The 26,521-nt window shown below is 75.3% G+C and carries 21 protein-coding genes and 3 pseudogenes; 7 read left to right on the top strand and 17 right to left on the bottom strand.

The annotated features are described in order from the left end of the window. The first annotated feature begins 36 nt into the window (after positions 1–36). Positions 37–1,493 (top strand): annotated as a pseudogene (locus ABEB13_RS33525) (hypothetical protein). Further along, positions 1,490–2,638 (top strand): ARPP-2 domain-containing protein, encoded by a 1,149-nt coding sequence (locus ABEB13_RS33520; protein ID WP_345708472.1) that lies wholly within the window; start codon positions 1,490–1,492, stop codon positions 2,636–2,638. The pseudogene ABEB13_RS33525 and the gene ABEB13_RS33520 overlap by 4 nt, the downstream one beginning before the upstream one ends. Before the next feature lie 44 nt (positions 2,639–2,682). Here ABEB13_RS33520 and ABEB13_RS33515 read toward each other — a convergent pair whose 3' ends face one another. The 4 genes from ABEB13_RS33515 to ABEB13_RS33500 form a co-directional block, all read right to left on the bottom strand. Then, on the bottom strand, positions 2,683–3,309 hold the full coding sequence (locus ABEB13_RS33515) for a hypothetical protein (protein WP_345708471.1): 627 nt from the start codon (positions 3,307–3,309) through the stop codon (positions 2,683–2,685). Positions 3,310–3,399: 90 nt separating this feature from the next. Beyond that, entirely contained in the window at positions 3,400–3,636 is a 237-nt protein-coding gene (locus ABEB13_RS33510; RefSeq protein WP_345708470.1) for a hypothetical protein, read from the bottom strand. Continuing rightward, positions 3,633–3,992 (bottom strand): hypothetical protein, encoded by a 360-nt coding sequence (locus ABEB13_RS33505; RefSeq protein WP_345708469.1) that lies wholly within the window; start codon positions 3,990–3,992, stop codon positions 3,633–3,635. Before ABEB13_RS33505 ends, ABEB13_RS33510 begins: the two co-directional genes overlap by 4 nt. Before the next feature lie 167 nt (positions 3,993–4,159). After that, positions 4,160–6,298 carry an RICIN domain-containing protein gene (locus ABEB13_RS33500; protein ID WP_345708468.1) on the bottom strand — a complete coding sequence of 713 codons (2,139 nt, stop codon included), beginning with the start codon at positions 6,296–6,298 and terminating at the stop codon, positions 4,160–4,162. A gap of 264 nt (positions 6,299–6,562) precedes the next feature. Here ABEB13_RS33500 and ABEB13_RS33495 point away from each other — a divergent pair, with 264 nt between their 5' ends. Further along, positions 6,563–7,345: an arylamine N-acetyltransferase family protein gene (locus ABEB13_RS33495; protein ID WP_345708467.1), complete on the top strand. Its 783-nt coding sequence runs from the start codon at positions 6,563–6,565 to the stop codon at positions 7,343–7,345. Here ABEB13_RS33495 and ABEB13_RS33490 read toward each other — a convergent pair. Continuing rightward, positions 7,314–8,057 (bottom strand): class I SAM-dependent methyltransferase, encoded by a 744-nt coding sequence (locus ABEB13_RS33490; RefSeq protein WP_345708466.1) that lies wholly within the window; start codon positions 8,055–8,057, stop codon positions 7,314–7,316. The two genes, ABEB13_RS33495 and ABEB13_RS33490, sit on opposite strands and share 32 nt — an antisense overlap. A gap of 173 nt (positions 8,058–8,230) precedes the next feature. Between ABEB13_RS33490 and ABEB13_RS33485 the strand changes: the two genes are divergently transcribed. Then, the gene (locus ABEB13_RS33485; protein WP_345708465.1) at positions 8,231–9,718 is read left to right on the top strand and encodes an SDR family NAD(P)-dependent oxidoreductase; all 1,488 of its coding nucleotides are present in this window, start codon (positions 8,231–8,233) and stop codon (positions 9,716–9,718) included. Then, a pseudogene (locus ABEB13_RS33480) lies at positions 9,715–10,047 on the top strand (nucleotide triphosphate diphosphatase NUDT15); the annotation flags it as partial. The gene ABEB13_RS33485 and the pseudogene ABEB13_RS33480, both read left to right, overlap by 4 nt. Positions 10,048–10,203: 156 nt before the next feature. Here the strand turns inward: ABEB13_RS33480 and ABEB13_RS33475 are convergent. The 5 genes from ABEB13_RS33475 to rpe form a co-directional block, all read right to left on the bottom strand. Further along, complete coding sequence (locus ABEB13_RS33475; RefSeq protein WP_345708464.1) at positions 10,204–10,857, bottom strand: DUF6348 family protein; 654 nt, start codon at positions 10,855–10,857, stop codon at positions 10,204–10,206. A 195-nt stretch (positions 10,858–11,052) separates the two neighbouring features. After that, the gene (locus tag ABEB13_RS33470; RefSeq protein ID WP_345708463.1) at positions 11,053–14,112 is read right to left on the bottom strand and encodes an acyltransferase family protein; all 3,060 of its coding nucleotides are present in this window, start codon (positions 14,110–14,112) and stop codon (positions 11,053–11,055) included. 15 nt (positions 14,113–14,127) lie between these two features. Continuing rightward, positions 14,128–15,873 carry a glycosyltransferase family 2 protein gene (locus tag ABEB13_RS33465; RefSeq protein ID WP_345708462.1) on the bottom strand — a complete coding sequence of 582 codons (1,746 nt, stop codon included), beginning with the start codon at positions 15,871–15,873 and terminating at the stop codon, positions 14,128–14,130. Positions 15,874–16,089: 216 nt separating this feature from the next. Then, positions 16,090–17,004 (bottom strand): alpha/beta hydrolase, encoded by a 915-nt coding sequence (locus ABEB13_RS33460; protein WP_345708461.1) that lies wholly within the window; start codon positions 17,002–17,004, stop codon positions 16,090–16,092. A 139-nt stretch (positions 17,005–17,143) separates the two neighbouring features. After that, complete coding sequence (gene rpe, locus ABEB13_RS33455) at positions 17,144–17,827, bottom strand: ribulose-phosphate 3-epimerase (RefSeq protein WP_100887372.1); 684 nt, start codon at positions 17,825–17,827, stop codon at positions 17,144–17,146. A 187-nt stretch (positions 17,828–18,014) separates the two neighbouring features. Here rpe and ABEB13_RS33450 point away from each other — a divergent pair, with 187 nt between their 5' ends. Next, positions 18,015–18,869: an SCO6745 family protein gene (locus tag ABEB13_RS33450; protein WP_345708460.1), complete on the top strand. Its 855-nt coding sequence runs from the start codon at positions 18,015–18,017 to the stop codon at positions 18,867–18,869. A 26-nt stretch (positions 18,870–18,895) separates the two neighbouring features. Here ABEB13_RS33450 and ABEB13_RS33445 read toward each other — a convergent pair. From ABEB13_RS33445 to def, 7 genes and pseudogenes are all read right to left on the bottom strand, one after another. Then, positions 18,896–19,719: pseudogene (locus ABEB13_RS33445) on the bottom strand (ABC transporter ATP-binding protein). 119 nt (positions 19,720–19,838) lie between these two features. Further along, on the bottom strand, positions 19,839–20,477 hold the full coding sequence (locus ABEB13_RS33440; RefSeq protein WP_345708459.1) for a C39 family peptidase: 639 nt from the start codon (positions 20,475–20,477) through the stop codon (positions 19,839–19,841). A gap of 47 nt (positions 20,478–20,524) precedes the next feature. Continuing rightward, positions 20,525–21,445: an AurF N-oxygenase family protein gene (locus ABEB13_RS33435; RefSeq protein ID WP_345708458.1), complete on the bottom strand. Its 921-nt coding sequence runs from the start codon at positions 21,443–21,445 to the stop codon at positions 20,525–20,527. Between the two features lie 146 nt (positions 21,446–21,591). Beyond that, complete coding sequence (locus tag ABEB13_RS33430) at positions 21,592–22,563, bottom strand: aldo/keto reductase (protein ID WP_345708457.1); 972 nt, start codon at positions 22,561–22,563, stop codon at positions 21,592–21,594. A gap of 120 nt (positions 22,564–22,683) precedes the next feature. Beyond that, positions 22,684–24,048: an RsmB/NOP family class I SAM-dependent RNA methyltransferase gene (locus ABEB13_RS33425; protein WP_345709911.1), complete on the bottom strand. Its 1,365-nt coding sequence runs from the start codon at positions 24,046–24,048 to the stop codon at positions 22,684–22,686. A gap of 117 nt (positions 24,049–24,165) precedes the next feature. After that, positions 24,166–25,107, bottom strand: a complete 942-nt coding sequence (fmt, locus tag ABEB13_RS33420; RefSeq protein ID WP_345708456.1) for a methionyl-tRNA formyltransferase — start codon at positions 25,105–25,107, stop codon at positions 24,166–24,168. Positions 25,108–25,133: 26 nt separating this feature from the next. Continuing rightward, a complete protein-coding gene (gene def / locus ABEB13_RS33415; protein ID WP_100887378.1) occupies positions 25,134–25,679 on the bottom strand; it encodes a peptide deformylase in 546 nt (181 codons plus the stop codon). 230 nt (positions 25,680–25,909) lie between these two features. Between def and ABEB13_RS33410 the strand changes: the two genes are divergently transcribed. Further along, positions 25,910–26,491 (top strand): hypothetical protein, encoded by a 582-nt coding sequence (locus ABEB13_RS33410; protein WP_345708455.1) that lies wholly within the window; start codon positions 25,910–25,912, stop codon positions 26,489–26,491. Positions 26,492–26,521 lie beyond the last annotated feature (30 nt).

Raw genomic sequence — 26,521 nt, 5'->3', positions numbered from 1 at the left:
TTCCCCGGCCGGCCACCGATGTCTGCGGGGGAACCCATGGAATCCTTCGGCGACCTCATCGCCGCCGACGACGTGCTGCTGTTCGTGAACGCGGCCGTGACCGCCACCGGGCAGCGCGAGTTCCACACGGACGCCGACGAACAGCGGCTCTCCCTGGACTTCCTGCACGCCTACATGCTCGGCAACTACCGCGAGCTGTACGCGGCGGTGCTGGCGCTCGACATCAACGACCACAACGCGGCCCTGATCGTGCGCCGCCTGCTGGAGACCGCGCGCGAGGCGGACGACACCCAGCGCCGCACCGAGGGCCGGCTGATCGCGCGCCGGCTCGCACTGCTGCCGCCGCAGCGGGTCTACCGGCTGTTCGCGGCGCTGCGCCGGGCGGGCGTCAACAACCGGCGCACCCGGGCACTGATCCGGGACTGGATCGCCGCCCGGCCCGATCCGGCGCTGGACGCGGTGAAGTACCGCGGCGGGTTCCGCGGCGCCCTGCGGCACGCCCATCTGACGCTCCCGGACAGCGAGCCGGCCGACTTCGCGTTCCGTCCGGCCGCGCGCGGACGGACCTGGACGACGCCGCTGCTGGAGGCCTGGCGGCGCGCCCACTACGAGCGGTCGGCGGTATACGAGCTGCCGTACACGGTGGCCGAGGGCTTCGCCGCGAAGCACGGCATCCCGCGCGAGGTGTTCCTGGAGCGGATCGCACCCCGGCTGACCCGGCTGGAGCGGCTGCGGCTGCAGGGCTCGGCGCAGCAGCACGGCGCCCCGGCGGTCACCGCGGACCTCACCGGGATGCCGCTGACCCGGCTGGCCGGCTACGTGCTGTCGCTGCCCCGCGCGGAGCGTGCCGGGCGGCGGGCCGAGCTGACCGCCGCGCTGGAGGCCGCGGCCCGCCGCACCGCCGGTGCCCGGCGGGGCGGTTGGGGGCGGGTGACGGCGGTGCTGGACGACAGCTTCTCCAGTTACGGCTCCGGGCAGAAGCGCCGCCGTCCGCTGGCCGTGGCGCTCGCCTGCCACCACCTGCTGGGCGCCCTGGCGGGCGAGTACACCGCGCTGTGGACCTCGGGCCGCCGGGACGCGCTGCTGGCGGAGCCGTCCGGCCCGACACCGCTCGGGCGGCGGATCCTGGACGCCCTGGAGACCGGACCGGACCGGCTGGTGATCGTCTCCGACGGCTGGGACAACGCCCCGCCCGGCCTCGCGGCCGAGGTCCTGCGGATCTGGCGCACCCGGCTCGACCCGGCCGGCGCCACCCGGGTGGTGCACCTGAACCCGTGTACGACGCGGACGGCTTCGACGTGCGCCGGCTCGCCCCGGCGGTGCCCACCGCGGGCATCCGCGACGCGGAGGACCTGGTGCCGCTGGTGGAGATCGCCCGCTTCGCGGAGGGCCGCACCGGGCTCGCCGAGCTGACGGCGCACCTGGCTGCCCGCACGGAGGCGTTCCTCGCGGCCGGCCGTGACGAGCCCCGTGACGGGAGGGCGCAGCGGTGAGCGGGCTGGACCTGACGGGCCTGAGCACCCGACCCGCGCAGGTGTGGGGCGGGCTGCGGCTGGTGCCGCTCGTCCGCGAGCGGCCGATCGCCGACCTGCGCCTGCACCGGCGGGTGTACGGCGCGGAACTCGGCGTGGTCGACACCGCACCGCGCGCCGGGTACGTGTCGTACGTACCGCACGGCTTCGTCGCGGACTGGACGGCGGACGGCAGCCCGGCCGCCGCCTACGGCACGGCGCTCGCGAGCGAGGCGGAGCCCGCGGTGCGCGAGAGCGCGGCCGTCCGCAGGCACCAGCGCCTGGCCCGCCGCGAGGGCAGCAACCGGCTCCGCTTCCTGCCGCTGCACCTGGCCGTGGAGGGGTACCTGGCCCTGCACTTCGGCGGGCCGACGGTGCTCTGGGAGGAGTGGTCGCAGCGGGCGGTGCGCGCGGGCCTGTCGCCGCGCGCCGAGGAGGCGTACCTGGGTGCGCAGGTGCGCGGACTGGCCGATGCGCTGCGGGTGTTCGAGATCCACCCGGGGCAGTGCGGGGTGCTGCTGTACGTCGCGGACGCGCTCGCCGCGGCCTTCGTGGTGCCGCACCCGGCCGACTACCGGGCCCTGCACCCGACCCTGGTGCACGACCTGTTCGGCGAACTGGTGCACCACTGCGCGACGCTGATGCTGCCGGTGCCCGACTTCCGCGCCGCGATCCCCGGCCCGGGCATCCGCTCCATGGCCGACCTGCGGGCCGCCGTGGACGGGCAGGAGCGGGCCTGGCGGGAGTTCCACGACTCGACGATGGCCGCCGGGCTGCTGACGGCGGAGTACCGGACCCGCGCGGTGTACCGGATGGGTCCGTTCACGCTCGGCCGCTTCCTGCCGGAGTTCCGGCCCGGGGAGGAGAACCACATCGGGGAGACCATCACCGACCGCGAGGGCCGGATCGCCTACCTGAAGACCTTCCGGCTGTCCGAGGCACAGGTGCGCCGCGGCCACCTGCTGGACGTGCTGGCCGGACACGACTGGCACCTGGGCCGCGCGGCGACCGCACTGGGCACCGGCGTGGCGCAGCTGGGGCTGCGGCTGGAGTCCGCGGGATTCGGGTCGCTGCTGCGCCAGGACGTCCTGGACGGCTACCGCGCCCGGGCCCGGCACGGGCGGTAGTTCCGGCGTCGCCGGGCCGGGCGGGTCGCCTCCGGGTGCGGTGGTCAGGCGGAGGCCGCGAGCCGGCGGCCCTCCTCGAAGAACCGGGTGACGCCGTCGGCGCCGCCGAGGTCCTGCACGGTGCGGGCGGCACCGAACGGGGCGTTCCAGAACGGGCCGGTGCGCGGGGTGTGCGGGCCGACGTAGGCGTACGGCTCGGGCTGGAACCCGTCGCCCGCGGAGACGCCGTAGTTGACCGCGTCCAGGGTCCTGCCGATGTCGAAGTGCTCGGGCCACAGGACCGGTTCGTCGTCGCCGGGGAGGCGGCGCAGTGCGGTGTCGCCGAGGCCGAGACAGTGGGCGATCCACTGGGCGGCCTGCGGGTCGGCGTCGAGCGGGTCGTCGGGGCCGACACCGGAGCCGTCCCCGTACAGGCCGGCCGGCGGCCCGGGGTCGACGCCGACGGCGGCCGCGAGGGCGCCGCTGGTGGTGCCGGTGAGGGGCAGGCGCCTGCCGGGGGCCATCAGCTCGTTGCCGACGACCTGGAGGAACGGTTCGGCCGTGGTGGCGAAGCCGCCCGGGTAGGTACGCAGCCGGATGGTGCCGCTGGCCCGGTACTGCGGCCCGGCGAGCACCGTCTCGGCGACGGCGTGCAGGGCGCGGCGGGTGCGGACGACGGTGTCGGTGTCCATGGGTTCATCGTCTGCCAGGCGGCCCGCCGCGGCATACCCGGAGCCGCCTCATCGACAGGTCGACATGTCGCCACGGGCCGGTGGCGGGGTTCAGCCGGTGCGGCGGCGGCGCAGCACGACCAGGGCGCCGGCGATCGCCGCGACGGCCACCGCGGCCGCACCGGCCGAGAGCCACCAGAGGCCCGCGTGTCCGCCGTCGGCCGCGGCGTGCGGGCCGATGGCGCGGTCCGCCGCGACGGTCGCCGAGGTGCCGCCCGCGGACGGCGCCGGCGGGGTGCCCGGGGCCGTCGGGCCGCTGCTGGGCGCGGTGCCGGGGACGGCCGTCACGGTGAGGTCCGCCTGGCCGCGGCCGAGCGCGGGGAAGCCGGACTCGACGGTGACCTTCCAGTGGCCGGGGGCAGTGGGGTGGTGGTGGTGAAGGTGCCCGGGGAGCCGGCGACCGCCACCAGCGGCCAGGGGCCGACCGTGCGGCCGTCGTCGGCGGTGGCCGCAAGCGTGGCGGCGACCGTGTCGGTGACCGGGTCGTTGTCGTTCTCCCAGGTCGCGACGGCCTGCAGGTGCCCGTCGACCTGGCTGGTGACCGCGAAGGCGATGGTGTCGCCGTGGGCGGCGGCCGGACCTGCGGCGCCGAGCACGGCGAGGCCGGTCAGCAGGGCGGCGGTGACGGGGGTGCGCAGGCGCATGGTCGGGTGGCTCCTCGGCGGGGGTGCGACGTGCTGGTACGGCGGACCGGCACGACGTGCCGGCGCAGGGATGGGACGGTGGGGCGGGAGGGTTGGTTCCCGCCCCACCGGCTCGGGGGCCTGCTCCGTGTCCGGCCGTCTCGCGTCGGCGCCGGACACGGCCTGGGTCAGGAGGCCTGCTGGATGGTCCAGTTCTGGTACGACTGGTTGTTGGGCTGCTGGAGTTCGAGCAGCCAGCCGCCGTAGTACCAGCGCTTGCTGGTCCCGAGGACGAGCGAGGAGCCCTTGGCGGTCAGCGTGTAGCCGCTGCCGGCGGAGCCGACCTTCCAGCGCTGGGTGTCGGCGGCGGAGCAGGGCTGCTGCATCACGTACTGGCCGGCCAGCGGCTGGCCACCGATCTGCAGGCACTTGTCGGAGCGCGCCGAGCGGATCCGCAGGTAGCCGTCACCGGTGTCCTCGAAGCTCCACTGCTGGTTGGCGTAGCCGGTGCGCTGGTAGCCGATCAGCACCGCGCCGTCGCGGGTGGAGCCGCCCCACATGTCCGCGGCCTGGCCGGTGAGGCTGTTGAGCATCAGGTACCGGGTGCCGGGCTTGGTCGGGCCGACCGGTCCGGTGGCCTTGGTGGTGCGGAACGCGGTCGTGCGGCCGGCCTTGCCGACCTTGCCGGCCTGGTCCCGGACGGCCACGGCGACCTTGTACGCGGTGTCGGCGCGGAGGTTGACCAGCCGCACGACGGTGGAGGTGACGGTGGCGATGGACCGGCCGTCGACCTGGAGCGCGTAGCCGGTGGCCCCGGAGGCCGCGGACCAGCTCAGGACCACGGAGTTCTGGGTGATCTGGCCGACGGTCACGTTCGGCGCGGTACCGGTGGAGCCGGACGGGCTAGGGCTGGACGTCGGCGTGGCGCTCCCGGTCGGGCTCGGGGCCGGAGTCGGCGACCCGGTCGGGTCCGAGGTCGGGGTCGGGGTGGGCGTCGGCGTCGGCGTCGGCGTCGGGTTGGGGTTGCTGCCGCCGCCGGTGAGCAGGAACCGGTTGTTCGCGACGTTCCAGTGCGTGGTCAGGTAACTGCCGGGCGACGGGTTGGTGTTGTAGTAGTCGTCGTGGTTGCAGTCGAGCCGGTCGTCGTGGGCGCGATCCGGGCAGTGGGTCTGCATCTGCGGGTAGTACGGCGTGTCCGAGTAGCACATGATGTCCCACTCGTCGACGCAGTGGCCGCCCTTGCTGCTGTTGGGGGCACTGTTGTTGACCGCGCCGAGGTTGTGGCCGAGCTCGTGGGCGGCGGTGGAGCCGCTCCAGCAGCCGTTGTCCGTGCGGCCGTACGACGGGCCGAAGTTGCTCAGGTTGTCCTGGCCGGGGCGCTCGTCGCCGTTGAACGTGCCGATGCCGCAGTAGACCTGGGCATCCGCGAAGATCATGTACTTGCGGTCCTTGCGGTTGAAGCCCTGGGCGGCGAGCGCCTGGTTGCCCGCACCGAACTCCTGGAGCGAGGACGCCGAGAGCTCCACGTCCAGCACCGAGACGCTGCAGTCGGGCTCGGTGACGAAGCGGACGTGCCGGGTGCCGCCGGTCTCCTGGGCACTCGCGTTGTAGATGACGTCCGTGTCGGCGGCCCACTTCTTGAAGGACGCCTGGTACTGGCCGAACCGGTCGTTGCCGGGAGCGTGCACGTACAGCACCTGCACCCGGTTGCCGGTGCTGCCGTCACCGTCGCAGACCACGGTGGAGCCGGCGGCGGGGGCGGTGGCCGCGGGCGTGCCGGCGGCCGGCGCGGCGGTGCCGCCGAGGAGGTCGCCGCTGCGGGCGTCGAGCACCGGCGCGGCGTCCTGCAGCAGGTCGGCGGCGGACGGCGCGGTGTCGGCGGCCGCGGTCGCGGCCGCGGTCGGCACGGCGGGGGCGGCGCCGGCGGCGACCGCGGGCGGGGCGGACTTGTGGACGTCGACGCCCTTGGGCGGAGCGTCCGGGCCGTGCGTGCACAGGCCCTTGTCGTCGGCCTTGAACACACCGACGCACCGGTCGCCCTTGGCCGCGGGGACGAGGCCGTTGTAGATGAGACCGCGGGCGGGGTCGTTCTTGGGTATCGAGGTCACCGGAGTGGGCGCGTCCTTGTGCAGCGGCCCGGCCGCCGGCGACAGGTCGGCCTCCTGGACGACTGCCGCGTCCGCGGAAGTCCGTCCGGGCAGGCCGCCCTCGACGACGGTGCCGATGGCCACTCCTCCCACGAGGAGTCCGGCGGTCACGACTGCGGTGGTGAACAGCAGCCCGCGGCGGTTGCGGCGGCGATGCGCCTTCCTGCTCCTGCGTCCCATGTGTATCTCCCTGTCGGCCTTCGGTCGGGTGTTGCTGCCGACACCTGGGAGACCGCTGGGGCCTGAGGGGATAACAGGAATCGCACGGATTTTCTCGGAAGTTTTTTCGGACGGGCCGTCAGTGCACGTTTCGCCGCAGGTCGGAGGCGGGTCGGGCCGCAGGTGTAGGTCCGGCGACCGATGGCGCCGGCGGCCCCCGTCGGGCTGAATGGTGCCCACGGCACCGGAAGGGCTGCCGGCGGGCCGGCGACGAGGAGGAGAGCAGTGGACGAGCAGCAGGTCGATGCGTACCTGGCGCGGATCGGTGCCGAGCGGCCCGCGTGGCCGGACACGGCGGCGCTGCGCACCCTGCAGCGGGCACACCTCACCGCCGTCCCGTTCGAGAACCTCGACGTGACGCTCGGCGAGCCGATCGAGCTCACCGAGCGGGCGCTGTGGGCGAAGCTGGTCGAGCGCCGCCGCGGGGGCTTCTGCTACGAACTCAACGGCGCCTTCGCCGCACTGCTGCGCGCCCTCGGCTACCGCGTCGAGCTGCTGGCCGCCCGGGTCTTCGACGGCGACCGGCCCGGGCCGCCGTTCGACCACCTGGCACTGCGGGTGGAGTCGGACGGGCCGTGGCTGGTCGACGTCGGCTTCGGGCGGTTCAGCCACGGGCCGCTGCGGCTCGACACGGAGGCGGTGCAGTCCGACCCGGGCGGGGAGTTCACCGTGACCGCGCACGGCGAGGACCTCGACGTGGCGATGGACGGCCGCCCCCAGTACCGGCTGGACCGGCGGCCGTACGCGCTCGCCGACTTCACCCCGACCTGCTGGTGGCAGGCCACCTCGCCCGCTTCGCACTTCACCCGGTCGACGACGTGTTCGCGGCTGACGGCGGACGGCCGGATCACCCTCGCGGGGACCCGGCTGATCCGGACGGCCCCGGACGGCTCGCGCACCGAGCGCGAGCTGACCGGGGACGAGGCCCTCGACGCCTACCGCGACCTGTTCGGCATCGCCCTGGAACGACTGCCGGTCAGCGCACCGCCGCCACCAGCGCGTCACTGACCGAGCGCCAGGCCGTGCCGGCCTCCCGGAAGCCCGCCTCGGTGAGCCGGGCCGCGTGCCACTCGGCCGGGTGACTGTCGCCGTCGGCGTGCTCCCCGTAGAGCGCGTACCGCGCGGCGACGTGCCCGGTGAGGGCCGGCTCCTCGGCAGCCGCCTTCCACCAGGACGTCCAGTCGAGCACCCCGGCGGACCGCTCCTGCTGCTGCCTGCGGCGCTCGAACCCCGCGTGGGCGGCGTTCAGCAGCGGGGTCGCCGGCTGCGGCACGTGGTCGGCGTTGAGGAACACACCGCCGGGGCGCAGCAGGCCGGCCAGGTCGCGGTAGAGCCGGACGAGGTCGTCCGTCCGCAGCCAGTGCAGGGCGGTCGCGGTCACCACCGCGTCGAACGGGCCGGGCGGCAGGGCGGTGGCCCACTGCCCGTCCCGCAGGTCCGCGGTGACCAGGGTCAGCCGGGGCTCGGCCGCGAAGTGGCCGCGGGCGATGGCGAGCAGGGCCGGGTCCTGGTCGACCCCGACGCTCAGGGCGCCGGGCAGCCGGGCGAGCAGCCGTTCGGTGATCGACCCGGTGCCGCAGGCAAGGTCGAGCACCCGGGGCGCCGGCCCGGCGACGGCCTCCACGAGGTCGAGCATCACCCGGAACCGCTCCTCGCGGTCGGGCAGGTACCACTCCTGCTGGCTGTCCCAGCTGCGCTGCCAGGCGTTCCAGTCGGTCATGCGACACCCCCAGGTAAGAGCCCCTTTGCGCCTTCGGTCGTTACGATACTGCCGAGCGGTAATGCCCGCAATGGCTCTCGGATCATTACCGACCGCCGGTTTTCGCCTCGGGTTCCCGTACTCCCGTAGCATTCACCGGGACACGCGAGGCGACAGGGAAGCAGCAGCAGGCAATGACGGCGGGCCCGGACATCCAGAACGAGCAGGACATCGACTACGGCCCGGGCATCGACCCCGAGCGGCTGAAGCTCTGCCTCGGCGTCATCGCCGAGCTCGACACGATCCACGTCGACCACCCGGACGCGATCACCGTGCGACTGGCGGTCGGCGGCATCTTCCGCACGCTGAAGCAGCGGCGCCGCCAGGAGACCCGCGCCCGCAAGACGGCGAACGACCGCGAGGTCACCTCGCGCACCGCCACCGGCGCCCCCGGCCGGATCGACGACGAGACGGCCGGCGCGTTCGGTCTCACCACCGAGACCACCACCGAGATCGCCGGAATCCTGGAGCGCCCCCGCTCCTGCTACACCTGCAAGCAGCGGTTCGTCGAGGTCGACGCCTTCTACCACCAGCTCTGCCGCTCCTGCGCCGCCCTCAACCGGCAGCGCCGGCACGCCCGCACCGACCTCACCGGCCGGCGGGCCCTGCTCACCGGCGGCCGCGCCAAGATCGGCATGTACATCGCGCTCTGCCTGCTCCGCGACGGCGCCCACACCACCATCACCACGCGCTTCCCCAACGACGCGATCCGCCGCTTCAAGGCGATGCCCGACAGCGACCAGTGGATCCACCGGCTCAAGATCATCGGCATCGACCTGCGCGACCCCGCCCAGGTCGTCGCGCTCGCCGACGAGGTCGCCGCCGACGGCCCGCTGGACATTCTGATCAACAACGCCGCGCAGACCGTCCGCCGCTCCCCCGGCGCCTACCGCGAGCTGCTCGGCGCCGAGAACGGGCCGCTGCCCGCCGGCGAGCTGCCCGCCTCCACCGTGATCGGCCGCTTCGGCAGCGGCGGCGTCGAGCTGCGCGCCCTGCCCGGCCAGGCCACCTCCGGCTCCGAGCGGCTCAGCGCCGAGGACGTCACCGCCCTCGCCCTGGTCAGCGGCTCGGCCTCGCCCGCCCGGATCGAGGCCGGCACCGCGATCGACGCCGGCGGCCTCGTCCCCGACCTGGCGGCCACCAACTCCTGGGTCCAGACGGTCAACGAGGTCGATCCGATCGAGCTCCTGGAGGTGCAGCTCTGCAACTCCACCGCGCCGTTCATCCTGATCAGCCGGCTGCGCCCGGTGATGGCCGCCTCCTCGGCCCGCCGCAAGTACGTGGTCAACGTCTCCGCCATGGAGGGCGTGTTCAGCCGCGGGTACAAGGGCGCCGGCCACCCGCACACCAACATGGCCAAGGCCGCCCTCAACATGCTCACCCGCACCAGCGCCGACGAGATGTACCAGGCCGACGGCATCCTGATGACCGCCGTGGACACCGGCTGGATCACCGACGAGCGCCCGCACCCCGAGAAGATGCGCCTGCACGACGAGGGCTTCCACGCGCCCCTCGACCTGGTCGACGGCGCCGCCCGGGTCTACGACCCGATCGTCCGCGGCGAGCTCGGCGAGGACCTCTACGGCTGCTTCCTGAAGGACTACGCCAAGGCCGCCTGGTGACCGCGGGCCCGGCGGCCGGCAGCCCGGTGATCGGGGCGGGCGTCATCGTCCCGACCACCGACGGCCGGGTCCTGCTCGGCCGCCGGACCACCGCCGGCGAGAGCCCCACCTGGAGCCTGCCCGGCGGCAAGGTCGACGCGCACGGCGAGTCCTTCGAACAGGCCGCCGCACGCGAACTCGCCGAGGAGACCGGCATCGAGCTGCCCGCCGAACGGATGCGGGTGCTCGCCGTCCTCCTCGACCACGAGCTCGGCCGGCCCCGGCTCACCGCCGCCGTCCTGGCCCCGCCCACCGATGCCGCGGCGCGGGTGACCGAGCCGCACGCGTGCGCCGGGTGGGAGCGGTTCCCCCTGGACGCCCTGCCCGCGCCGATGTTCCACCCGTCCGGGCTGGTGCTCGCCCGCTGGCTGCCCGGTTACCGGGGCCGGGCGGCGCCCACGCCTACCCGGTGGCGCCGCACTGAGCAGGCCCGTCCGGCGCGGACGCTACGGCTTGTGCACCGGGTGGACCAGCAGGACGAAGGTCCGCGCGTAGGCGAGGCCGTCCGTGACCCGGGGCCAGTCGAGCGCGAGCAGCGCCTTGGACGCCGGCTCGTGGATCTCACCGTCCACCCGCACCTCGGCGGTCTCCCGACCGGCCCGGCCACCGAAGAAGATCTTCACGCCGATCAGCCCGTCCCGACCGAACCCGTCGGCGAACGCCGGTGCCAGCTGCGGCAGCAGCGGGTGGGTGACCGTCCAGTCCTGGACGGCGTTGTGCCGGTCCCCGGTGCCCCAGGCGACGATCCCGCCGTGGATGGCGTGCCAGCCCGGCAGGCCGTCCGCATCGCTCGGGTGGATGTGTCCGGCGAACCGCCCGTTGTGCGCGAGCAGTTCGAGCATCGTCACGCCCGTGGTGGACGCCCAGATCTCCACCGCCCGGCGGACGGCCGCCTCCGAGTCCGCCCCGAAGCCCGCCACGCAGTCCGCGACCGCCGTCCCGTCCGGCCGCGCGGCGTCCGGCAGGAACGTGAGGTCGAGGTGCGCCGGGCCCTCCCCGTGCGGGACGCCCAACGCCACCGCCGCGGCGCCGGGGCCCTTGGCGAGGCCGTCGCCGGCCGTCCAGCGCTCGCCGCTGATCTCGCTCAACTGCTCTGCCACGATGGCGAGTACGGCCTCGTCCGAGAGCCGCCCGGCTCCGCCGTCCTGCTGTCTGCGCGCGGCCGCGGACCCGCCGCGCAACCAAGATCCCAACCCCATGGCGCACACCGTAGCGCTGCCGGACCGGCCCCCACAACGGCGGGCGGTCACGGCAGCGCGGCACGGTCGGGAGCCGCCCCGTCGGCGGCGGCACGGTCAGCGCCGGGCGGCTGCCCGGGTGGAGACGGCGACGTAGTCGACCCGCATCGGGTGGCCAGGTGCGGTGGCCGGGCCCGGGGTGCCGCCGTGCGCGGCGGGCAGGGCGCCGCCCACGGCCACGTCCAGGATCAGGAACAGGCCGTGGTGCACGGCGCGGTCCCAGTCGGCCGGGTCCACCTGGCGCTCTGTCACCCGGTGGTACTCGCGGCCGTCGAGGTACCAGCGCACCTGCTCGGAGCCGGGGGTCAGGTCGACCTCCAGCGCGTACCGGTGGAACCCCGCCCGGCAGTCCGGGCAGGGGCGGTCGCCCGAGCCGAGCCCCACCGGCTCCCGGCACGGCCCGCCGTCCGCGGCGCCGCAGTGCATCGTGCCGACGACCGCGTCGCGGCCGTTCACGTTCTCCATCACGTCGAGTTCGCCGACCGCGGGCCACCCGGTGGACCCGTCGCGCAGCCCGGCGCCGAGGGTCCAGAAAGCGGGCCAGTATCCCGCCGCGGCAGGCCCGGTGACGTCGGGCAGGGCGATCGAGGCCTCGACGCGCAGCACCCCGCCGGGCGGGGGCGCGAGGTCGGCCCGCCGGGACTCGATCCGGCCCGAACTCCACCGGCCGTCCTCCCGGGTGGGCACGATCTCCAGCGCTCCCCGGCCGTCCAGACGGACGTTGGCGGTCGCGTCGGTCATCGTCTCGACCTCCCCCGTGCCCCAGGCGGCGGCCGGGCAGCCCGGGTAGCACGTCCCCAGGTCGTACTGCCAGACGGCGGCGGAGGGACGGCCGCCGGCCGGGCCGTCGAAGTCGTCCTGCAGGAGCGGCGACCAGCCGTCGGCGCCGGCCGCAGGGGTCGGCGCCGGGCCCGTCCCGGGGACGGCCGGGACGAGCCCGGCAGCGGTGAGCAGTCGCTCAAGCCGGGAGGTGAGGACGACCGCGGCGACGTTCGTCAGGTGGGCGTCGTCCCGGTACAGCAGGATGCGGTCCAGGACGGCCGGGCAGCTGCGCCCCGAGCCCGGGCAGAGCACGGAGTCGACCTCGACCGCCCGGACACCGGGCAGCCGGCCGGCCGCCACCGCCTGCGCCACCGGGTCGGGCCTCAGCGCCCGGCTGCGCGGGAACTCGCACGCCGCGAGGTCGCCGGTGTGCCCGGAGACGCAGGCCGGGACGTCCGCGCCGGGCACGGGGGTGTCCTGGAGGTACACGATCGGCACGCCGAGCGCCCGCAGCGGCACGAGCGTCCTCTCCCAGCCCCGGCGGGCGGGTTCGGGGTCGTCGGTGTAGCGGTTGAGGGAGGAGACCACGATCAGCGCAGGTTTCGGCTCGCGGTGCAGCCGGGCCAGGCTGTCGGCCCGCCAGGTGTCGCACTCCCGGTAGCCGCGCCCGAGCTGCGGGTTGATCACGGCAAGCTCCGGAAGCGGGCAGCCCTGTTTGACCAACTCCTCCAGCGCCCAACCCCGTCGGGCGGCGATGGCGAGCAGCGGAGAGAACCACTGGCCGGCGTGCGAGTCGCCGAGCAGGACGATCCGCTCCCGGGCCCCGGTGGCCCCGAACAGGCAGGGCGGGCTGCTGGTGACGGCCGGCGCCACCTCGCAGCCGCCGTCCGGCGGGAAGTCCTTGCGGGCCTGGGCGGCATCCGGGACGACCGGGCCGCCCGGGGCGGGCGGCCGGGCCAGCAGCGAGGTGCCGTCCGCCGCGCCGGGCGGCAGACCTTGCAGGTCGACGGGGGCGGCCGGTCCGATCAGCCGCAGTGCCCCGGTGCCGGCCACCAGCGCCAGCACCACCGGGACGATCACCGCGGCGATGCCCAGCGAGATCCCCCGGCGCGGGAGTTCGGTGAGCGTACGGTTGCGGCGCAGTGGCCGTTCGACGCCGTGCAGGACGGCGGCCGCGGGCAGGGCGGCGGCGGCCGTCAGCGCGGCCTTCGCGGGCCAGCCGAGCACCCCGAGGCGGGCCTCGGCGAGCACCAGGACCGGCCAGTGCCAGAGGTAGAGCTGGTAGGAGAGCCGGCCGATCGCCCGCGGCACCCGGGTGGCCAGCAGTCGGTCCACCCCGAATCCGCCGGTGCGGCCCACGGGTGCCGGTCCGGGCCGGCCGGGTGTACCGGCGAGGACGACGGCGGCGGCGCCGAGGGTCGGTACCAGCGCCGCCCAGCCGGGGTAGGGCGTGGTGGTGTCGTACCGGACGGCACTCCAGCCGATCGCCAGCGCGCCCGCCCAGCCGGCGAGCAGGCGCAGCGGCCGCGGGCCGGGCAGCCGGTGCCAGGGCAGCACGGCGAGCAGGGCACCGACGCCGAACTGCCAGATCCGGGACGGCGTCCCGAGGTAGGCCAGCGAGACTGAGCGGTGCGTCCAGTGCAGCGCGAGGGCGAAGGAGCCGGCGGTGAGCAGACCGGCGGCGACGGCCGCCGTCGCGCGGACGGCCGCGCCGCGGCGGGCGGCCCGGGCCGCGACGAACACCAGCACCGCGAGCAGCGGCGCCCAGAGCAGGTAGAACTGCTCCTCGACGGCGAGCGACCAGAAGTGCAGCAGCGGGCTCGGGTCCCGTCCGGCGGCGAGGTAGTCGGTCTGCTGGGCGACGAAGCGCCAGTTGGCGACGGACAGCGCCGAGGCGAGGACGTCGTACTCCAGGTCGGCGCGGCGCAGCGGCACGGTGAGCCAGGCGCCGGCGAGCGCCACCGAGCCGAGCACCACGGCGGCGGAGGGCAGCAGCCGCCGGGCCCGGCGGGAGAAGAACTCGCCGAGCCGGATGCGGCCGGTGGCGACGGCCTCGCGAATGAGCAGACCGGTGATCAGGTAGCCGGAGACGACGAGGAAGACGTCCACGCCGACGAAGCCGCCGGCCAGGCCGGGGACGCCGACGTGGAAGCCGAGCACGGCGAGGACGGCCACCGCGCGCAGGCCCTCGATGTCGGGGCGGAACGGGACGGGGCCGGGCGCCGGGCCGGTGGCCGGCGCGGGAGCGGCGCCCGGCGTGCCGGAGCCGCCGGGAGGACGGCCGGGGGCGGCGGGAGGGCGGCCGGGGGCGGCGGCCCGCCCCGGGCGGAGGGCGGCCGGTGTGGTCGATGGCATCGGTGTGACGACCTTTCACCCCAGCCAGGTCAGCATGGGGCTGACCCAGCCGGAGGCAAGCAGCGCGGTGAGCACGAGGGCGGCGGTGGCGGCCAGTGCCTCGGGCCAGCGCCGGGGCAGCAGACCGGGCAGGGCACCGGGCACGGCGGGCTCCGGGGCCGGGCCGGTGCGGCGCCCGGCGAGGCCGCCGGCCAGGCGCCGGAGCCGGCCCGGGGCGCCGAGGGCGGGGTCGGCCGGTCCGGTGGGCCGGAGTTCGCGGATCAGGTCGCGGATCAGCGGGAGGCCGATCTGGTACTGCACGGCGAGGTACAGGGCGAGGCCCCAGGTGGGCGCCCAGCCGTGGCGGGCGACGGCCAGGGCGAGCCCGGCGGTGGCCGCGCCGACGGAGGCGCAGAGCCAGCCGAGGGAGACCAGGACGACCCGGCGGGCCAGGCCGCCGGGCTTCGCCGGGCCCGCTCCGGTCGGCACCCAGGCGGCGCTGCGGCCGCGCAGGGTGTGCCAGAACGCGGCGCCGGCGGCGACGCTCATCAGGACGTTCGAGCGGATGACCTCGATCCGCCAGCGGGTGCGGCTGATCCGGGGCAGCAGGACGTGCCAGACCCAGAGCGGGGCGAGCAGCGGGAGGACGTGCCAGGGCCGGATCCCGTCCGGGTAGCAGAACAGCATCACGAGCGGTGGCAGCGGTGCGGCGAAGAGGTTCACGGCGGCGGCCAGGTAGCCGACGACGCCCTCGTAGAAGCAGAGCCGCATCCGCCACGGGGCGCCGATCCGCTGCAGGTCGGGCGAGCCGAGCAGGTGCAGGTTGCCCATCGCCCACCGGTACTGCTGGTTGACGTAGGAGGCCAGGGTGTCGGGCGAGGTCCCCTTGGCGACCAGGACGGGGACGTAGCGCGTGCGGTAGCCCTGCCCGTAGAGCGCGAGCCCGGTGAACAGGTCCTCGCTGTGGCCGAGCCGGGCGAAGCCGCCGGCCGCGTCGATCGCCGACCGCCGGTAGACCGCGTTGCTCCCGCAGCAGATGGCGGCGTCGCTGGCGTCACGGGAGGGCTGGATCCAGCGGAAGAACCACTCCTGCGCCGAGCCGGCGGCGCGCTGGATCCAGCCCATCGACCCGTCGGTGTCGAAGCACTGCGGGCTCTGCACGATGCCGGTCGCCGGATCGGCGAAGTACGGGAGCAGGTGCCGCAGGAAGTCGGGGCGCGGCGCGAAGTCCGCGTCCAGGATGGCGATGTACTCCGCGCGGCTCAGGGTGAGTGCGTGGTTGAGGTTGCCGGCCTTCTTGAGGTGGCCGCGGTCGGGGCGCACCACGTAGGTGTGGCCGTGCGCAGCGGCGAGACAGGCGACCTCGGGGCGGTCGGCGTCGTCGAGGACCCAGACCGTCAGCGCGTCGGGCCAGTCGAGGGCGGCGACGGCCCGGTAGGCATTGGCCAGCACGTCGAGCGGTTCACCGCAGGTCGGCAGGTAGAGGTCGACGGTCGGGAGCCGGGCCGGCCTCCAGGCCTTGACCAGCACCTCGTGCGAGGTCCGGGTGAGCCGGCGCTGGCGCAGTCCGTTGAACGAGGAGAGCGCGAGCGCGGCGACGTTGAGCGCGAGGACGGCGAGGAAGGCCCACAGGGCCGGGGTCCGCAGCGCGAAGGTGGCCATGGTGGCCGCGGTGAACACGAAGGCGAGCGAGGTGCAGACGGGCACCCAGCGGCGCTGCGGCCCGAAATACCAATACAGCTCCTGATCGGAGGGAGGTTGAGGAAGGTGTCGGACAGTCATGAGGCCCCCACAGCCGCGGTTCTGACAGCTCCGCCGCCACAGTACCCCATTGGTATAGACCATTGGTCCGACTCGGGGCCGCGCAGGGGTGAACAGCCGTCCAACTTCCCGACGGCGAAGGGGTACCCGGAACGGACGGCCCGGGCGCAGGGCGAGGCGGCGCGCAGGGCGGACGGCCCGCGCGCACGGGGAGGGGCGGGCCCGGGGGCCTGCGGATCAGGCCGGCCGGCGGCCCAGCGCGTCGCCCAGGAAGGCCGTGGCGTCCGGCAGGACGCGCCGCCAGAAGCCGTCGGTGTGCGCGCCGCGCGGGAAGTGGGTCTCGGCGGCGCGGTCGGCCAGCCGCCGGGCCGCCGGACAGAACGGGTCCTCGGTGCCGCACCACACGGCGAGGCGGCGGGTCAGCGGCTGGTCGAGGTGGAGCAGCGGCTCGTGCGCCCGCCAGTCCGCCTCGTCCTGGTAGCCGTCGACGGTGCGGGCGTCCGGCCAGGAGGCGAACAGCGCCGGACTGAGCAGCGCCACCGCAGCCAGGCCGCCGCTGCGGGCCCGCGCGTACTGGAGCGCGCCGGAGCCGCCCATCGAGATGCCGAGGACGCCGCTCGGGGCCGCCAGGCCACGGGCCCTGAGCCAGCCGGGCACCTCGTCCAGCAGCATCGCCATCGGGTCGTCGCCCGGGGTGCGGCGGTGCCAGTAGGTGGCCTCGCCGCCGTCCACCGCCACCAGGTGGAACGGGCGCACGCCGCGCGCGGTGGCGGCCGCGAGGAACTGCGGGAGGCCGAGGTCGAGCATGCCCTGCGCGCTGCCGCCCCGCCCGTGCAGGGCCAGGCAGACCGGCAGGGCGGCCGGGTCGGCCGTCCCGGGCGGGCTGACCACGCTGAGCCCGACCGGGCGCCCGCGGGCCGCCGAGGCCACCTGCTCGCTGCGGACGGGGCCGGGCGCGACCCGGGGCACCGTCCCGTCCGGACCGGTCATGCCGACGGCCCGGCGCAGCGCGGGCCCGCCGGGCAGCACGTCCTCGATCATCGCCCCGCCGACCACCGCGCCGCCGACCGCGGCCACCGCCAGCGACCGCAGGAACGTCCGACGTCCCGTCCTCGCCGCGGGCACCGCCCGTCCGCCGTCGGGCTCCGCCACGGCCCCGTCCACGACCCGTCCCCCGTCCACGGCCCCTCCCCCGTTCGATCGTGGGCGGTACTCTACGGGCCGTCAGGCCGCGGGCCTGCGCCGCCCTCGGCGCAGCGGCGGCGCCGAGGGCCCCGCGTCCGCCCGCGGATCAGTGCCGGCAGGCCCAGGGGGCGGTGGCGGTGGCCGCCTCGGCCCGGGCGCGCAGGGCGCGGACGGCCTCGGCCGGGTCGTCCGCGCTGTAGACGGCCGAGCCCGCCACGAAGACGTCCGCGCCCGCCTCGGCGCAGCGCTCGATGGTGGAGGCGGCGACCCCGCCGTCGACCTGGAGCCAGAGGCCGAGGCCGTGCTTGGAGATCAGCTCCCGGGTGCGGCGGATCTTCGGCAGCATGATGTCCAGGAAGGCCTGGCCGCCGAAGCCGGGCTCGACGGTCATGATGAGCACCATGTCCAGCTCGGGCAGCAGGTCCTCGTACGGCTCGATCGGCGTGGCGGGACGCAGCGCCATCGAGGCCCGGGCGCCCTTGGCGCGGATCTCGCGGGCGAGCCGGACGGGCGCGGCCGCGGCCTCCACGTGGAAGGTGACGGAGCCGGCCCCGGCCTCCACGTACTGCGGGGCCCAGCGGTCGGGCTGCTCGATCATCAGGTGGCAGTCGAGCGGGGTGTCGGTGGCCCGGGCCAGCGACTCGACGACCGGCACGCCCAGCGTCAGGTTGGGGACGAAGTGGTTGTCCATGACGTCCACGTGCAGCCAGTCCGCCCCGCGGACGGCCTCGGCCTCGTCCGCCAGGCGGGCGAAGTCGGCGGAGAGGATGCTGGGGTTGATCTGCGCCATTTCCGGGTACCTTCACAGCTCGGTGCGGTCGGCGGTCTGCGGCCGCCTCGCCCCCATCATCGCGGGTCGCGACGGCGGGCGGGGAACGGCACTGCCGGGGGTGACCCGCATCACAGCAGGGGGTGCCGGCTGCCGCATGCGCCCCGGCCCGCCCCCGGGCGCCGGTCCGCGCCAGAAAGGTCAGTCGATGGCTGAACTCGTCCATCCCGCCCGCGCCCTGTGGTGGCTCTTCGAGCCCGTGCACGCCCTCACCTACTTCTCGCCGGAGGGCCGGGCGGCCTACGAGGCGGCCGGCCTGCGCGGCTACTGGCGCGGCTACTTCGGCGGCCGGTCCGCCCCGCTGGGGGCGGTGGACGCGGCCCCGGTGGTGGCGGCGTTCTTCAACTTCGCGCCGTCGATGGTCGGGCGGGCACTGCCGGACGTCTGGGACCGGGCCGCACCGGAGGCCGCCCTGGCGGCCCGGGTCGAGGGGGCGACCGCGGCGCTGACCCGGGTGCTGGAGAGCGTGAAGCCGGATCTGATCGACCGCTCGGTGGAGCTCCTGGAACGGGCCGTCGACGGCCTGGACTGCAGCGGCCGCGTGCTGGCCGCCGCCAACGCCGCCCTGCCCCGCCCGGACGGCCCGCTGGCCCGGCTGTGGCAGGCGACCACCGTGCTGCGCGAGCACCGCGGCGACGGCCACGTGGCGGCCCTGGTCGCCGAGGACCTGGACGGCTGCGAGGCGCTCGTCCTGCGCTGCGCCCTGGACGTGCGCCGCGAGGTGCTGCAGCCGCACCGCGGCTGGACGGACACCGAGTGGGACGCCGCCTCCGCACGGCTGGCCGAGCGGGGCTGGCTGGGCGCCGACGGTGCGATCACCACCGAGGGCCGCTCCCGGCACCGGGCGCTGGAGGCCGTCACGGACCTGGCGGCGGCCCGCGTGTGGGCGGGCTTCCACCGGGCGGAGCTGGACGAGCTGGCGGCCGCCCTGCGGCCGATCTCGACCGCCTGCCGGGCGGAGCTGCCGCAGGTCAACCCGATCGGCCTGCCGACCGCGAGCTGAGCCCGGGCGGCGGGGTGCCCGCGGCGTCAGAGATCGGCGGGCGCGCGGCGGGCGGCCCGCGCCGTCCAGCGTCCCTCGTGGCGGGTGATGCTGATGGGGTGTCCGAAGCATTCACTGACCAGCTCGGTGGTGAGCACCTCGTGCACCGGGCCGGAGGCGACCGTCCGCCCGTCGCGCAGCAGCAGGGCGTGCGTGGTCGTCTCCGGCAGCTCCTCCAGGTGGTGGGTGACCAGCACCGTGGCGAGCTGCGGGTGGCGCCGGCGGAGCAGGTCCAGGCTGCCGAGCAGGAGTTCACGGGCGGTCAGGTCGAGGCCGGTGGCGGGCTCGTCGAGGAGCAGCAGCCGGGGCCGGGGCATCAGGGCGCGGGCGATCAGGACCCGGCCGCGCTCCCCTGGGAGAGGGTGGGCCAGGTGTCCTTGGTGCGCTCGGCCATGCCCATGAGGTCGAGCAGGTGCTCGGCGTGCGCGGTCTGGTCGGGGGTGGGCCGGCGGCGGGGTTCGGGTTCGATGCTGTTGGTGAGCCCGGTGAGGACGACGTCGCGCACGCTGAGCGGCGACCGCAGCGGGTGCCGCGGGTTGACGTGCCCGAGGTGGGTGCGCAGCGCCCGGATGTCGACCCGGCCGAGCTGCCGCCCGAGGACGTGGACCTCGCCGTGGGTGGGGTGCGAGACGGCGCCGAGCAGGGCGAGCAGGGTGGACTTGCCCGCCCCGTTGGCCCCCAGCAGCGCCCAGTGCTGGCCGGCCTCCACGTCGAGGCTGATCCCGCTCAGCAGGTACCGGCCGTCGCGTACCACGTCGACCGCGCGGGTGCTCAACAGCGGTGCGTCGGGGAGCGGTTCGGCATGGGTCACGGCGGCCTCCGGCGGTGCGGGTGATCACTGGGGGCCCACGCTAGCAGCGCCTCCGAGCGGGCCGGCCGGGCCGCTCACGGTGCGGACGGACGCCGCACCGCCGGGGCGCCGCGCCGCGGCTACTCGGTGCGGCGGCCGGTGGGCGGCCCCAGCAGGACACCGCGGCCGGCGTAGAAGCGTCCGAGGTCGGCCCACGGGATGCGGGCGAACTGCTGCGACCCGCCGGGGAAGCCGGACGGGTTGTGGACGAGCAGCGCCTCGTCGTCGGCCCCGACGGCGAGCACCAGGTGGCCGCCGGTGCGCGGCGGCGCCGGGTCGAGGGTGCGGACGGACGGGTGGACGGAGATCATCGGCAGCCGTCCGGCGGCGAGGTGGCCGGCCAGCTCCTCCGCGGGCAGCGGGGAGCGCGCCTCGGCCTGCAGGCCCCAGCGGTCGTGGGCGTAGGCGGCGAACGGGGCGTGGATCAGCCCGTCGAGGCGGCCGTCGGGGTGGCGGACGTAGGCGCCGGCGGCGCGGGCCTCCTCGGCGAGCGAGACGATCGGCGGGGCGACGCCCCACCAGTGGTCGAGCGCCATCCGCAGGCAGGCCATGCCGCAGGCGCGCCACGACCAGTAGGCGTACTCCGCGCGGTCGGGCGCCCCGGACTGCTCCCAGCGCGGGTCGTCGTCGGCCTCGACGGTGCCGGCGAGGATGTCGGGGACGAGGTCGGGGGATTCCCACTGGGAGTAGTACGGGACCGGGTGGCTGATCGGCTGCACATGATCATTCTGGCGTACGGCGCCGCGCCGCGCGCCGCGGGCTCCCCTCAGACGACACCCGCGGCCCGCAGCAGCCACCGGTTGGTGCGCCCGACCAGGCCGGCCCGGTCCAGGACGCCGACGACCTTGGCGGCCTTCGCGGTCTTCGCGGCACGCCAGTGCGGGTTCTCCCGAGCGGCCCGGGCACCCGCGGCGGGGTCGATGCCGACGGCGGCGTAGACCCGCGGGTGGATCAGCCGGGTGGTGGCGAAGTAGACGACCACGCCCATCAGCAGCTGCTCGACGCGGCGCCGGACGAAGCCGAGGTCCTGGCGCTGCAGCTCCTCGCGGGCGTACGTGATGTGCCGGGACTCCTCGATGACGTGGATCCGGGAGACCTGCCGGACGAGCGGCTGCAGGGCCTCGTCGTTCATCATCTCGCGCTGGAAGGCGTCGAGGATCTCCTCGACGTACATGGTGCCGCCGAAGGTCTGGCTGTGCGTGGAGATCGCCTTGAACACCCGGCCGAGCTGCTGCGCGAGCCGGCCCGGCCCGTACGCCGGGGCGCCCATCGTGGCGATCATCCGGGCGAACATGACGGAGTGCCGGCACTCGTCGGCGATCTCGGTGAGGGCGTACTGGACATGGGCGCTGGTGGGGTCGAGGTCGTAGGCGTGCCGCAGCAGCATCTGCATCAGGATCTCCTCGAACCAGATGCCGACGCTGGCGACGCTCGCCACCTCGTGCTTGCCGAGCTCGATCCGCTGCTCCTCGGTCAGGCCCGCCCAGAGGCCGGTGCCGTAGAGGGAGGTGTGCTCGGGGGCGATCCAGTGGGCGCCGGGGACGGGCTCGGCGTCCCAGTCGATGTCCTTGAGCGGGTCGAAGGAGAGTTTGGCGGACGAGGCGAGGAGGCGCTCGGCGGTACGCCGGCGCTGCCGGTGCCGCTCCTCCAGGACGCCGGTGGTGGCGGTGCGCGCGGTGGTCGCCATGGGTGGGTTCCTCGGTCGCAGGGGATGGGGGCCTGTCGAGACCGTAGGACGTATTAGACATGTCGTCAATAACTCGCGGCGAAGAAAGGCCCGCCGCGGGACGGCGGGCCTTCCGGCGACCGGCGGTACGGCCGGGGCGCGCGGGCCTACCAGGCGTAGTCCTCCGGGGCGGTGCGGTGACCGGGGAAGATCTCGTCCAGCCGGTCCAGGGTCTTCTGATCCAGCGACACCTCCAGCGCCCGGACGGCCGCGCGCAGCTGGTCCAGCGTGCGCGGGCCCACGATCGGCGCCGTGACGGCGGGCCGGGTCAGCAGCCAGGCCAGCGCCACGTCGCCCGGCTCGTGGCCGAGTTCGTCCGCCAGGTCCTCGAACGCCTCGATCTGGTCGCGGTGCTTCTCCAGCGTCTGCGCGGCCCGGCCCTCCGTCCGCCGGACCCCTTCGCGCTCCTTGCGCAGCACACCGCCGAGCAGGCCGCCGTGCAGCGGCGACCACGGGATCAGGCCGAGGCCGTAGTGCTGCGCGGCCGGCGCGACCTCCAGCTCGACACTGCGCTCCAGCAGGTTGTACAGCGACTGCTCGCTGGTCAGGCCGAGGAAGTTGCGGGCCCGGGCGGCCTCCTGGGCCTGCGCGATGTGCCAGCCGGCGAAGTTGCTGGACCCGACATAGATGATCTTGCCCTGGTTGGTCAGCACCTCCATCGCCTGCCAGATCTCCTCCCACGGAGCGGCCCGGTCGACGTGGTGCATCTGGTACAGGTCGATGTGGTCGGTCTGCAGCCGCCGCAGGCTCGCGTCCACCGCCCGGCGGATGTTGAGCGCGGAGAGCCTGCCCTCGTTGGGCCACTCCCCCATGTCGCCGTACAGCTTGGTGGCGATCACCGTCTTCTCGCGGCGGCCGCCGCCCTGCGCGAACCAGTTGCCGATGATCTCCTCGGTACGGCCCTTGTTCTCGCCCCAGCCGTAGACGTTCGCGGTGTCGAAGAAATTGATGCCGACCTCATGGGCGGTGTCCATGATCCGGTGGGCGTCGGCCTCCTCGGTGTGCGGGCCGAAGTTCATCGTGCCCAGGCAGAGACGGGAGACGGTCAGGCCGGTACGGCCGAGATGGGTGAACTCCATACGGCCCACCCTCCGTCAGCCGCGGCGCGCTGTCCAGCATTTCGTTCGGCCGGTGGATCAATTCCCGGACGGCAGGCGCGGTACGGCGGCCGCACCGCGCCTGCCGTCACAGCACCGGCGTCAGGCCGTGCGGCGCAGGAGGGCCAGGTACATCGCGTCCGTGCCGTGCAGGTGCGGGAAGAGCTGGATGTCCGGGCCCTCCCCGAGCGCCGGGACGCCCGGCAGCAGCGGACGGGCGTCGATCCACTCCACGCCCTCCTCGCCGCGCAGCACGTCGTCGACGACCGCACGGGTCTCCGCCAGGTGCGGCGAGCAGGTCGCGTAGCCGACCACGCCGCCGATCCGCGCCGCACGGATCGCGCCGCGCAGCAGATCGCGCTGGAGCGGGCCGAAACCGGCGATGTCGTCGGGGCGGCGCCGCCAGCGGGCCTCCGGACGGCGGCGCAGCGCGCCCAGACCCGAGCACGGCACGTCGACCAGCACCCGGTCGAAGCTGCCGGGCGCCCAGGCGGGCCGGGTGCCGTCGGCAGTGATGACGGTGTACGGGCCGGGGTTGCCGGCCAGCGCACGGGCCACCAGCCGGGCGCGGTGCGGCTGCTTCTCGGAGGCGACCAGGGCGGCGCCGCGCTCGGCCGCGACCGCGGCGAGCAGCGCCGCCTTGCCGCCCGGCCCGGCGCAGCCGTCCAGCCAGAGGCCGTCCGGCCCGTCCAGCGGGGCGGCGGCCAGCGCCAGCGCGACCAGCTGGCTGCCCTCGTCCTGCACACCGGCGCGGCCCTCGCGGACGGCCTCCACACCGGCCGGGTCGCCGCCCTCGGCGAGCGTCAGCGCGTACGGGGACCAGCGGCCCTCACCGGCCTCCGGCAGGGCCTCGCGGAGCTCCGCGACGGTGGCCCGGCCGGGACGGGCCACCAGGGTGACCTCCGGGCGTTCGTTGTCGGCCCGCAGCAGGTCCTCGATGGCCGCGCGGCCGGCCGCCCCGGGCTGCCAGCGGCCGAGCGCGTCCCAGAGCGAGGAGACCACCCAGCGCGGGTGGGAGTGGACGACGGCGAGGTGGTCCTCCGCGTCGGCGTCGTAGGGCGGTGCGACCTGGGCGATCCAGGCGTCCAGGTCCTGGGCGCTGATCTTGCGGAGCACCGCGTTGACGAACTTCGCCCGGCCGTCGCCGAGCACCACCCGGGCCAGCTCGACGGTGGCGGAGACCGCGGCATGCGGGGGGATGCGGGTGCCGAGCAGCTGGTGCGCACCGAGCAGCAGGACGTCCAGCACCGGCGGGTCGACCTCGCGCAGCGGCCGGTCGATGCAGGCCGCGACGATCGCGTCGTAGGTGCCCTGGAGCCGGAGCGTGCCGTAGACCAGCTCGGTGGCGAGGGCCGCGTCGCGGCGGTCCATGCCCTTCTGCTCGGCCTCGCGGAGCAGCGACGGCAGGATCAGGTTGGCGTAGGCGTCGCGCTCGTCGACGGCGCGCAGCGCGCGGAAGGCGACGATCCGGGCCGGGTCCTTCTTGGGGCGGCGGTGCGGGCGGGGGCGCGCTTGGCGCTGGGGGTGGTCACAGGAACCTCGAAATGTGCTGCGGACAAGTGAGTGGTGGAGGCGGGGCAGAGGCTACCGGTCGCCGCCCAGGCGCTCGCCGGAGTCGATCCGGACGCCCCGGGCCCAGTCTGCCGCGCGCATCGGCTTCTTGCCCTGCGGCTGGACCTCGCCCAGCTCGACCTCGTGGCTGCCCGTGCCGACCCGGACGCTGTTCTTGGCGACCGCCATCTCACCCGGCGCCAGCGACGCCTCGGCGGTCAGCAGCCGCACCGGCCCGGACAGCTTGAGCCGCTCGCCGCGGAAGACCGTCCAGGCGCCCGGCGCGGGCGCGCAGCCGCGGACGAGCCGGTCGACCCGCAGCGCCGGGTGCGCCCAGTCGATCCGGGCGTCCTCGACGTTGATCTTCGGGGCCAGGGTGACGCCGTCGGCGGGCTGCGGGACGGCGTGCAGGGAGCCGTCCGCGATGCCGTCCATGGTGGCGGCGAGCAGCCGCGCCCCGGAGTGCGACAGCCGGGTGAGCAGCTCACCGCTGGTGTCGGCGGGCCGGATCTCCTCGGTCACCACCCCGAACACCGGGCCGGAGTCCAGGCCCTGCTCGATCAGGAACGTCGACGCACCGGTCACCTCGTCCCCGGCCAGCACCGCGTGCTGCACCGGCGCCGCACCGCGCCAGGCGGGCAGCAGCGAGAAGTGCAGGTTGACCCAGCCGTGCTTCGGGATCTCCAGCGCGCCGGGACGCAGCAGGGCGCCGTAGGCGACCACCGGGCAGCAGTCCGGGGCGATCTCGGCGAGCCGGGCCAGGAAGTCGGGGTCGCTCGGCTTCGCGGGCTTCAGCACCTCGACGCCCGCCTCCTCCGCACGCTGCGCCACCGGGCTGGCCACCAGCCGCCGTCCGCGGCCGGCCGGGGCGTCGGGGCGGGTCACCACGGCGACCACCTCGTGCCGGTCGGAGGCCAGCAGGGCGTCCAGGGCGGGGACGGCGACCTCGGGGGTGCCGGCGAAGACGAGGCGCAATTCAGGAGCCTTCCGTGACAGGGGGTTCAGCGGGCGGAGCCGAAGGTGGAGTGCGGGGAGACCCGCACGGTGGGTGCCGGGCCGTCGCCCCAGTCGGCCTCGCGGATCGCCTTGAGCGCGGCCTTGCGGGCCTCGCGGTCGAGCCGGTCGATGAAGATGATGCCGTCGAGGTGGTCGGTCTCGTGCTGGATGCAGCGGGAGAGCAGTTCGGTGCCCTCGATCTCGACCGGGTCGCCGTGCATGTTGAAGCCCTTGGCGACGACCCCGTACGCGCGCTTGGTGTCGAACTGCAGGCCGGGCAGCGAGAGGCAGCCCTCCGGGCCGTCCTGCTCCTCGTCGGTCAGCGACAGGTCCGGGTTGATCAGGTGCCCGACGACGCCGTCCACGTTGTAGGTGAAGACCCGCAGCGAGACGCCGAGTTGCGGGGCGGCAAGGCCGGCGCCGGGGGCCTCCAGCATGGTGTCGGTCAAGTCCTTGACCAGCCGCCGCAGCTCCTTGTCGAAGGTGGTGACCGGACGTGCCGTGGCACGGAGCACCGGGTCGCCGAAGATGCGGATCGGCTGGATCGCCATGGCTACGGGGCTCCTGTCGCTACGGGCGGCGTCGGTTCGCGGGGTCGAAGGCCCCCAAGTCTATGCAATCGCCGCAGGTGCCCGTCCCGGGTCGCGGGGCGCGCGGCACAACCCGTCTCCGACAAGCGCGTTACCCGGGCCAGGGGTCCGGCGTTGGTCAAGTGGAATTGACCGGGACGCGTTCGCGTCCCCGTCCGAGCCGACGCTGTACGGAGAGGTGGCATCAGGCCATGGCCGAGCAGATCAACCACGACGCCCGGGCGCGGGCCAGCCTGCACCTGCTGGTGCGCGACATCGAGCGGGTCCGGCGGCAGGTGGACGCGCTGCGCACGCTGACCGCCCAGCTGGGCAACGTCTACCGGCCGCGCCGCCCGAGCACCTCGGCGGGCTTCGTGGTCTACGGCCGGGCGCCCGCGCCGACCGTCCGGCTGGCGCAGGAGCTGCGCGAGAGCGTGGAGACGCTGGTCGCGGCCGCCGTCGAGTTCGACCGCGCGCTCGGCTTCTCCTGGGACTCGGTGGGCTCGGCGCTCGGCGTGACCAAGCAGGCCGTCCACCGGCGGTACGGGATGCGCCGGCCCGCCACCGAGCTCCTCGCGGCGGCCACCGTGCCCGCCCCGGCCGGCCCGCGCGAGGAGCGGGCGGTGGACACCCCGGCCGCCGCGGAGGAGCCGGCGCACCCCGCGAAGACGCTGGCCCGGACGGTGCCGCAGGCCCGCCAGCACGGGTTGCCGCCGCAGCACGGGCTGCCGCCGCAGGGCGGGCTGCCCGCCCCGGCCGCACTGGCCCCGCAGGGCGCCCGCCTCGCCCGCTGAGCGGGCCGCACACCCGCGCCGGGCGGCGCG

It is taken from the genome of Kitasatospora paranensis (genome assembly GCF_039544005.1).
GTDB lineage: Bacteria > Actinomycetota > Actinomycetes > Streptomycetales > Streptomycetaceae > Kitasatospora > Kitasatospora paranensis.
The sequence above is the reverse complement of the archived record's forward strand: the minus strand, read 5'-3'. Positions and strand labels throughout refer to the sequence as shown.

Bases quoted from the DNA above. Each gene is read 5' to 3' on its own strand.
- ABEB13_RS33450 (WP_345708460.1), top strand. From the start codon at position 18,015: ATGGCTGAACTCGTCCATCCCGCCCGCGCCCTGTGGTGGCTCTTCGAG.
- ABEB13_RS33500 (WP_345708468.1), bottom strand. From the start codon at position 6,298: ATGGGACGCAGGAGCAGGAAGGCGCATCGCCGCCGCAACCGCCGCGGG.
- ABEB13_RS33465 (WP_345708462.1), bottom strand. From the start codon at position 15,873: ATGACTGTCCGACACCTTCCTCAACCTCCCTCCGATCAGGAGCTGTAT.
- ABEB13_RS33515 (WP_345708471.1), bottom strand. From the start codon at position 3,309: ATGGACACCGACACCGTCGTCCGCACCCGCCGCGCCCTGCACGCCGTC.
- ABEB13_RS33430 (WP_345708457.1), bottom strand. From the start codon at position 22,563: ATGGAGTTCACCCATCTCGGCCGTACCGGCCTGACCGTCTCCCGTCTC.
- ABEB13_RS33505 (WP_345708469.1), bottom strand. From the start codon at position 3,992: ATGCGCCTGCGCACCCCCGTCACCGCCGCCCTGCTGACCGGCCTCGCC.
- ABEB13_RS33435 (WP_345708458.1), bottom strand. From the start codon at position 21,445: ATGGCGACCACCGCGCGCACCGCCACCACCGGCGTCCTGGAGGAGCGG.
- ABEB13_RS33410 (WP_345708455.1), top strand. From the start codon at position 25,910: ATGGCCGAGCAGATCAACCACGACGCCCGGGCGCGGGCCAGCCTGCAC.
- def (WP_100887378.1), bottom strand. From the start codon at position 25,679: ATGGCGATCCAGCCGATCCGCATCTTCGGCGACCCGGTGCTCCGTGCC.
- ABEB13_RS33470 (WP_345708463.1), bottom strand. From the start codon at position 14,112: ATGCCATCGACCACACCGGCCGCCCTCCGCCCGGGGCGGGCCGCCGCC.
- ABEB13_RS33485 (WP_345708465.1), top strand. From the start codon at position 8,231: ATGACGGCGGGCCCGGACATCCAGAACGAGCAGGACATCGACTACGGC.
- rpe (WP_100887372.1), bottom strand. From the start codon at position 17,827: ATGGCGCAGATCAACCCCAGCATCCTCTCCGCCGACTTCGCCCGCCTG.
- ABEB13_RS33490 (WP_345708466.1), bottom strand. From the start codon at position 8,057: ATGACCGACTGGAACGCCTGGCAGCGCAGCTGGGACAGCCAGCAGGAG.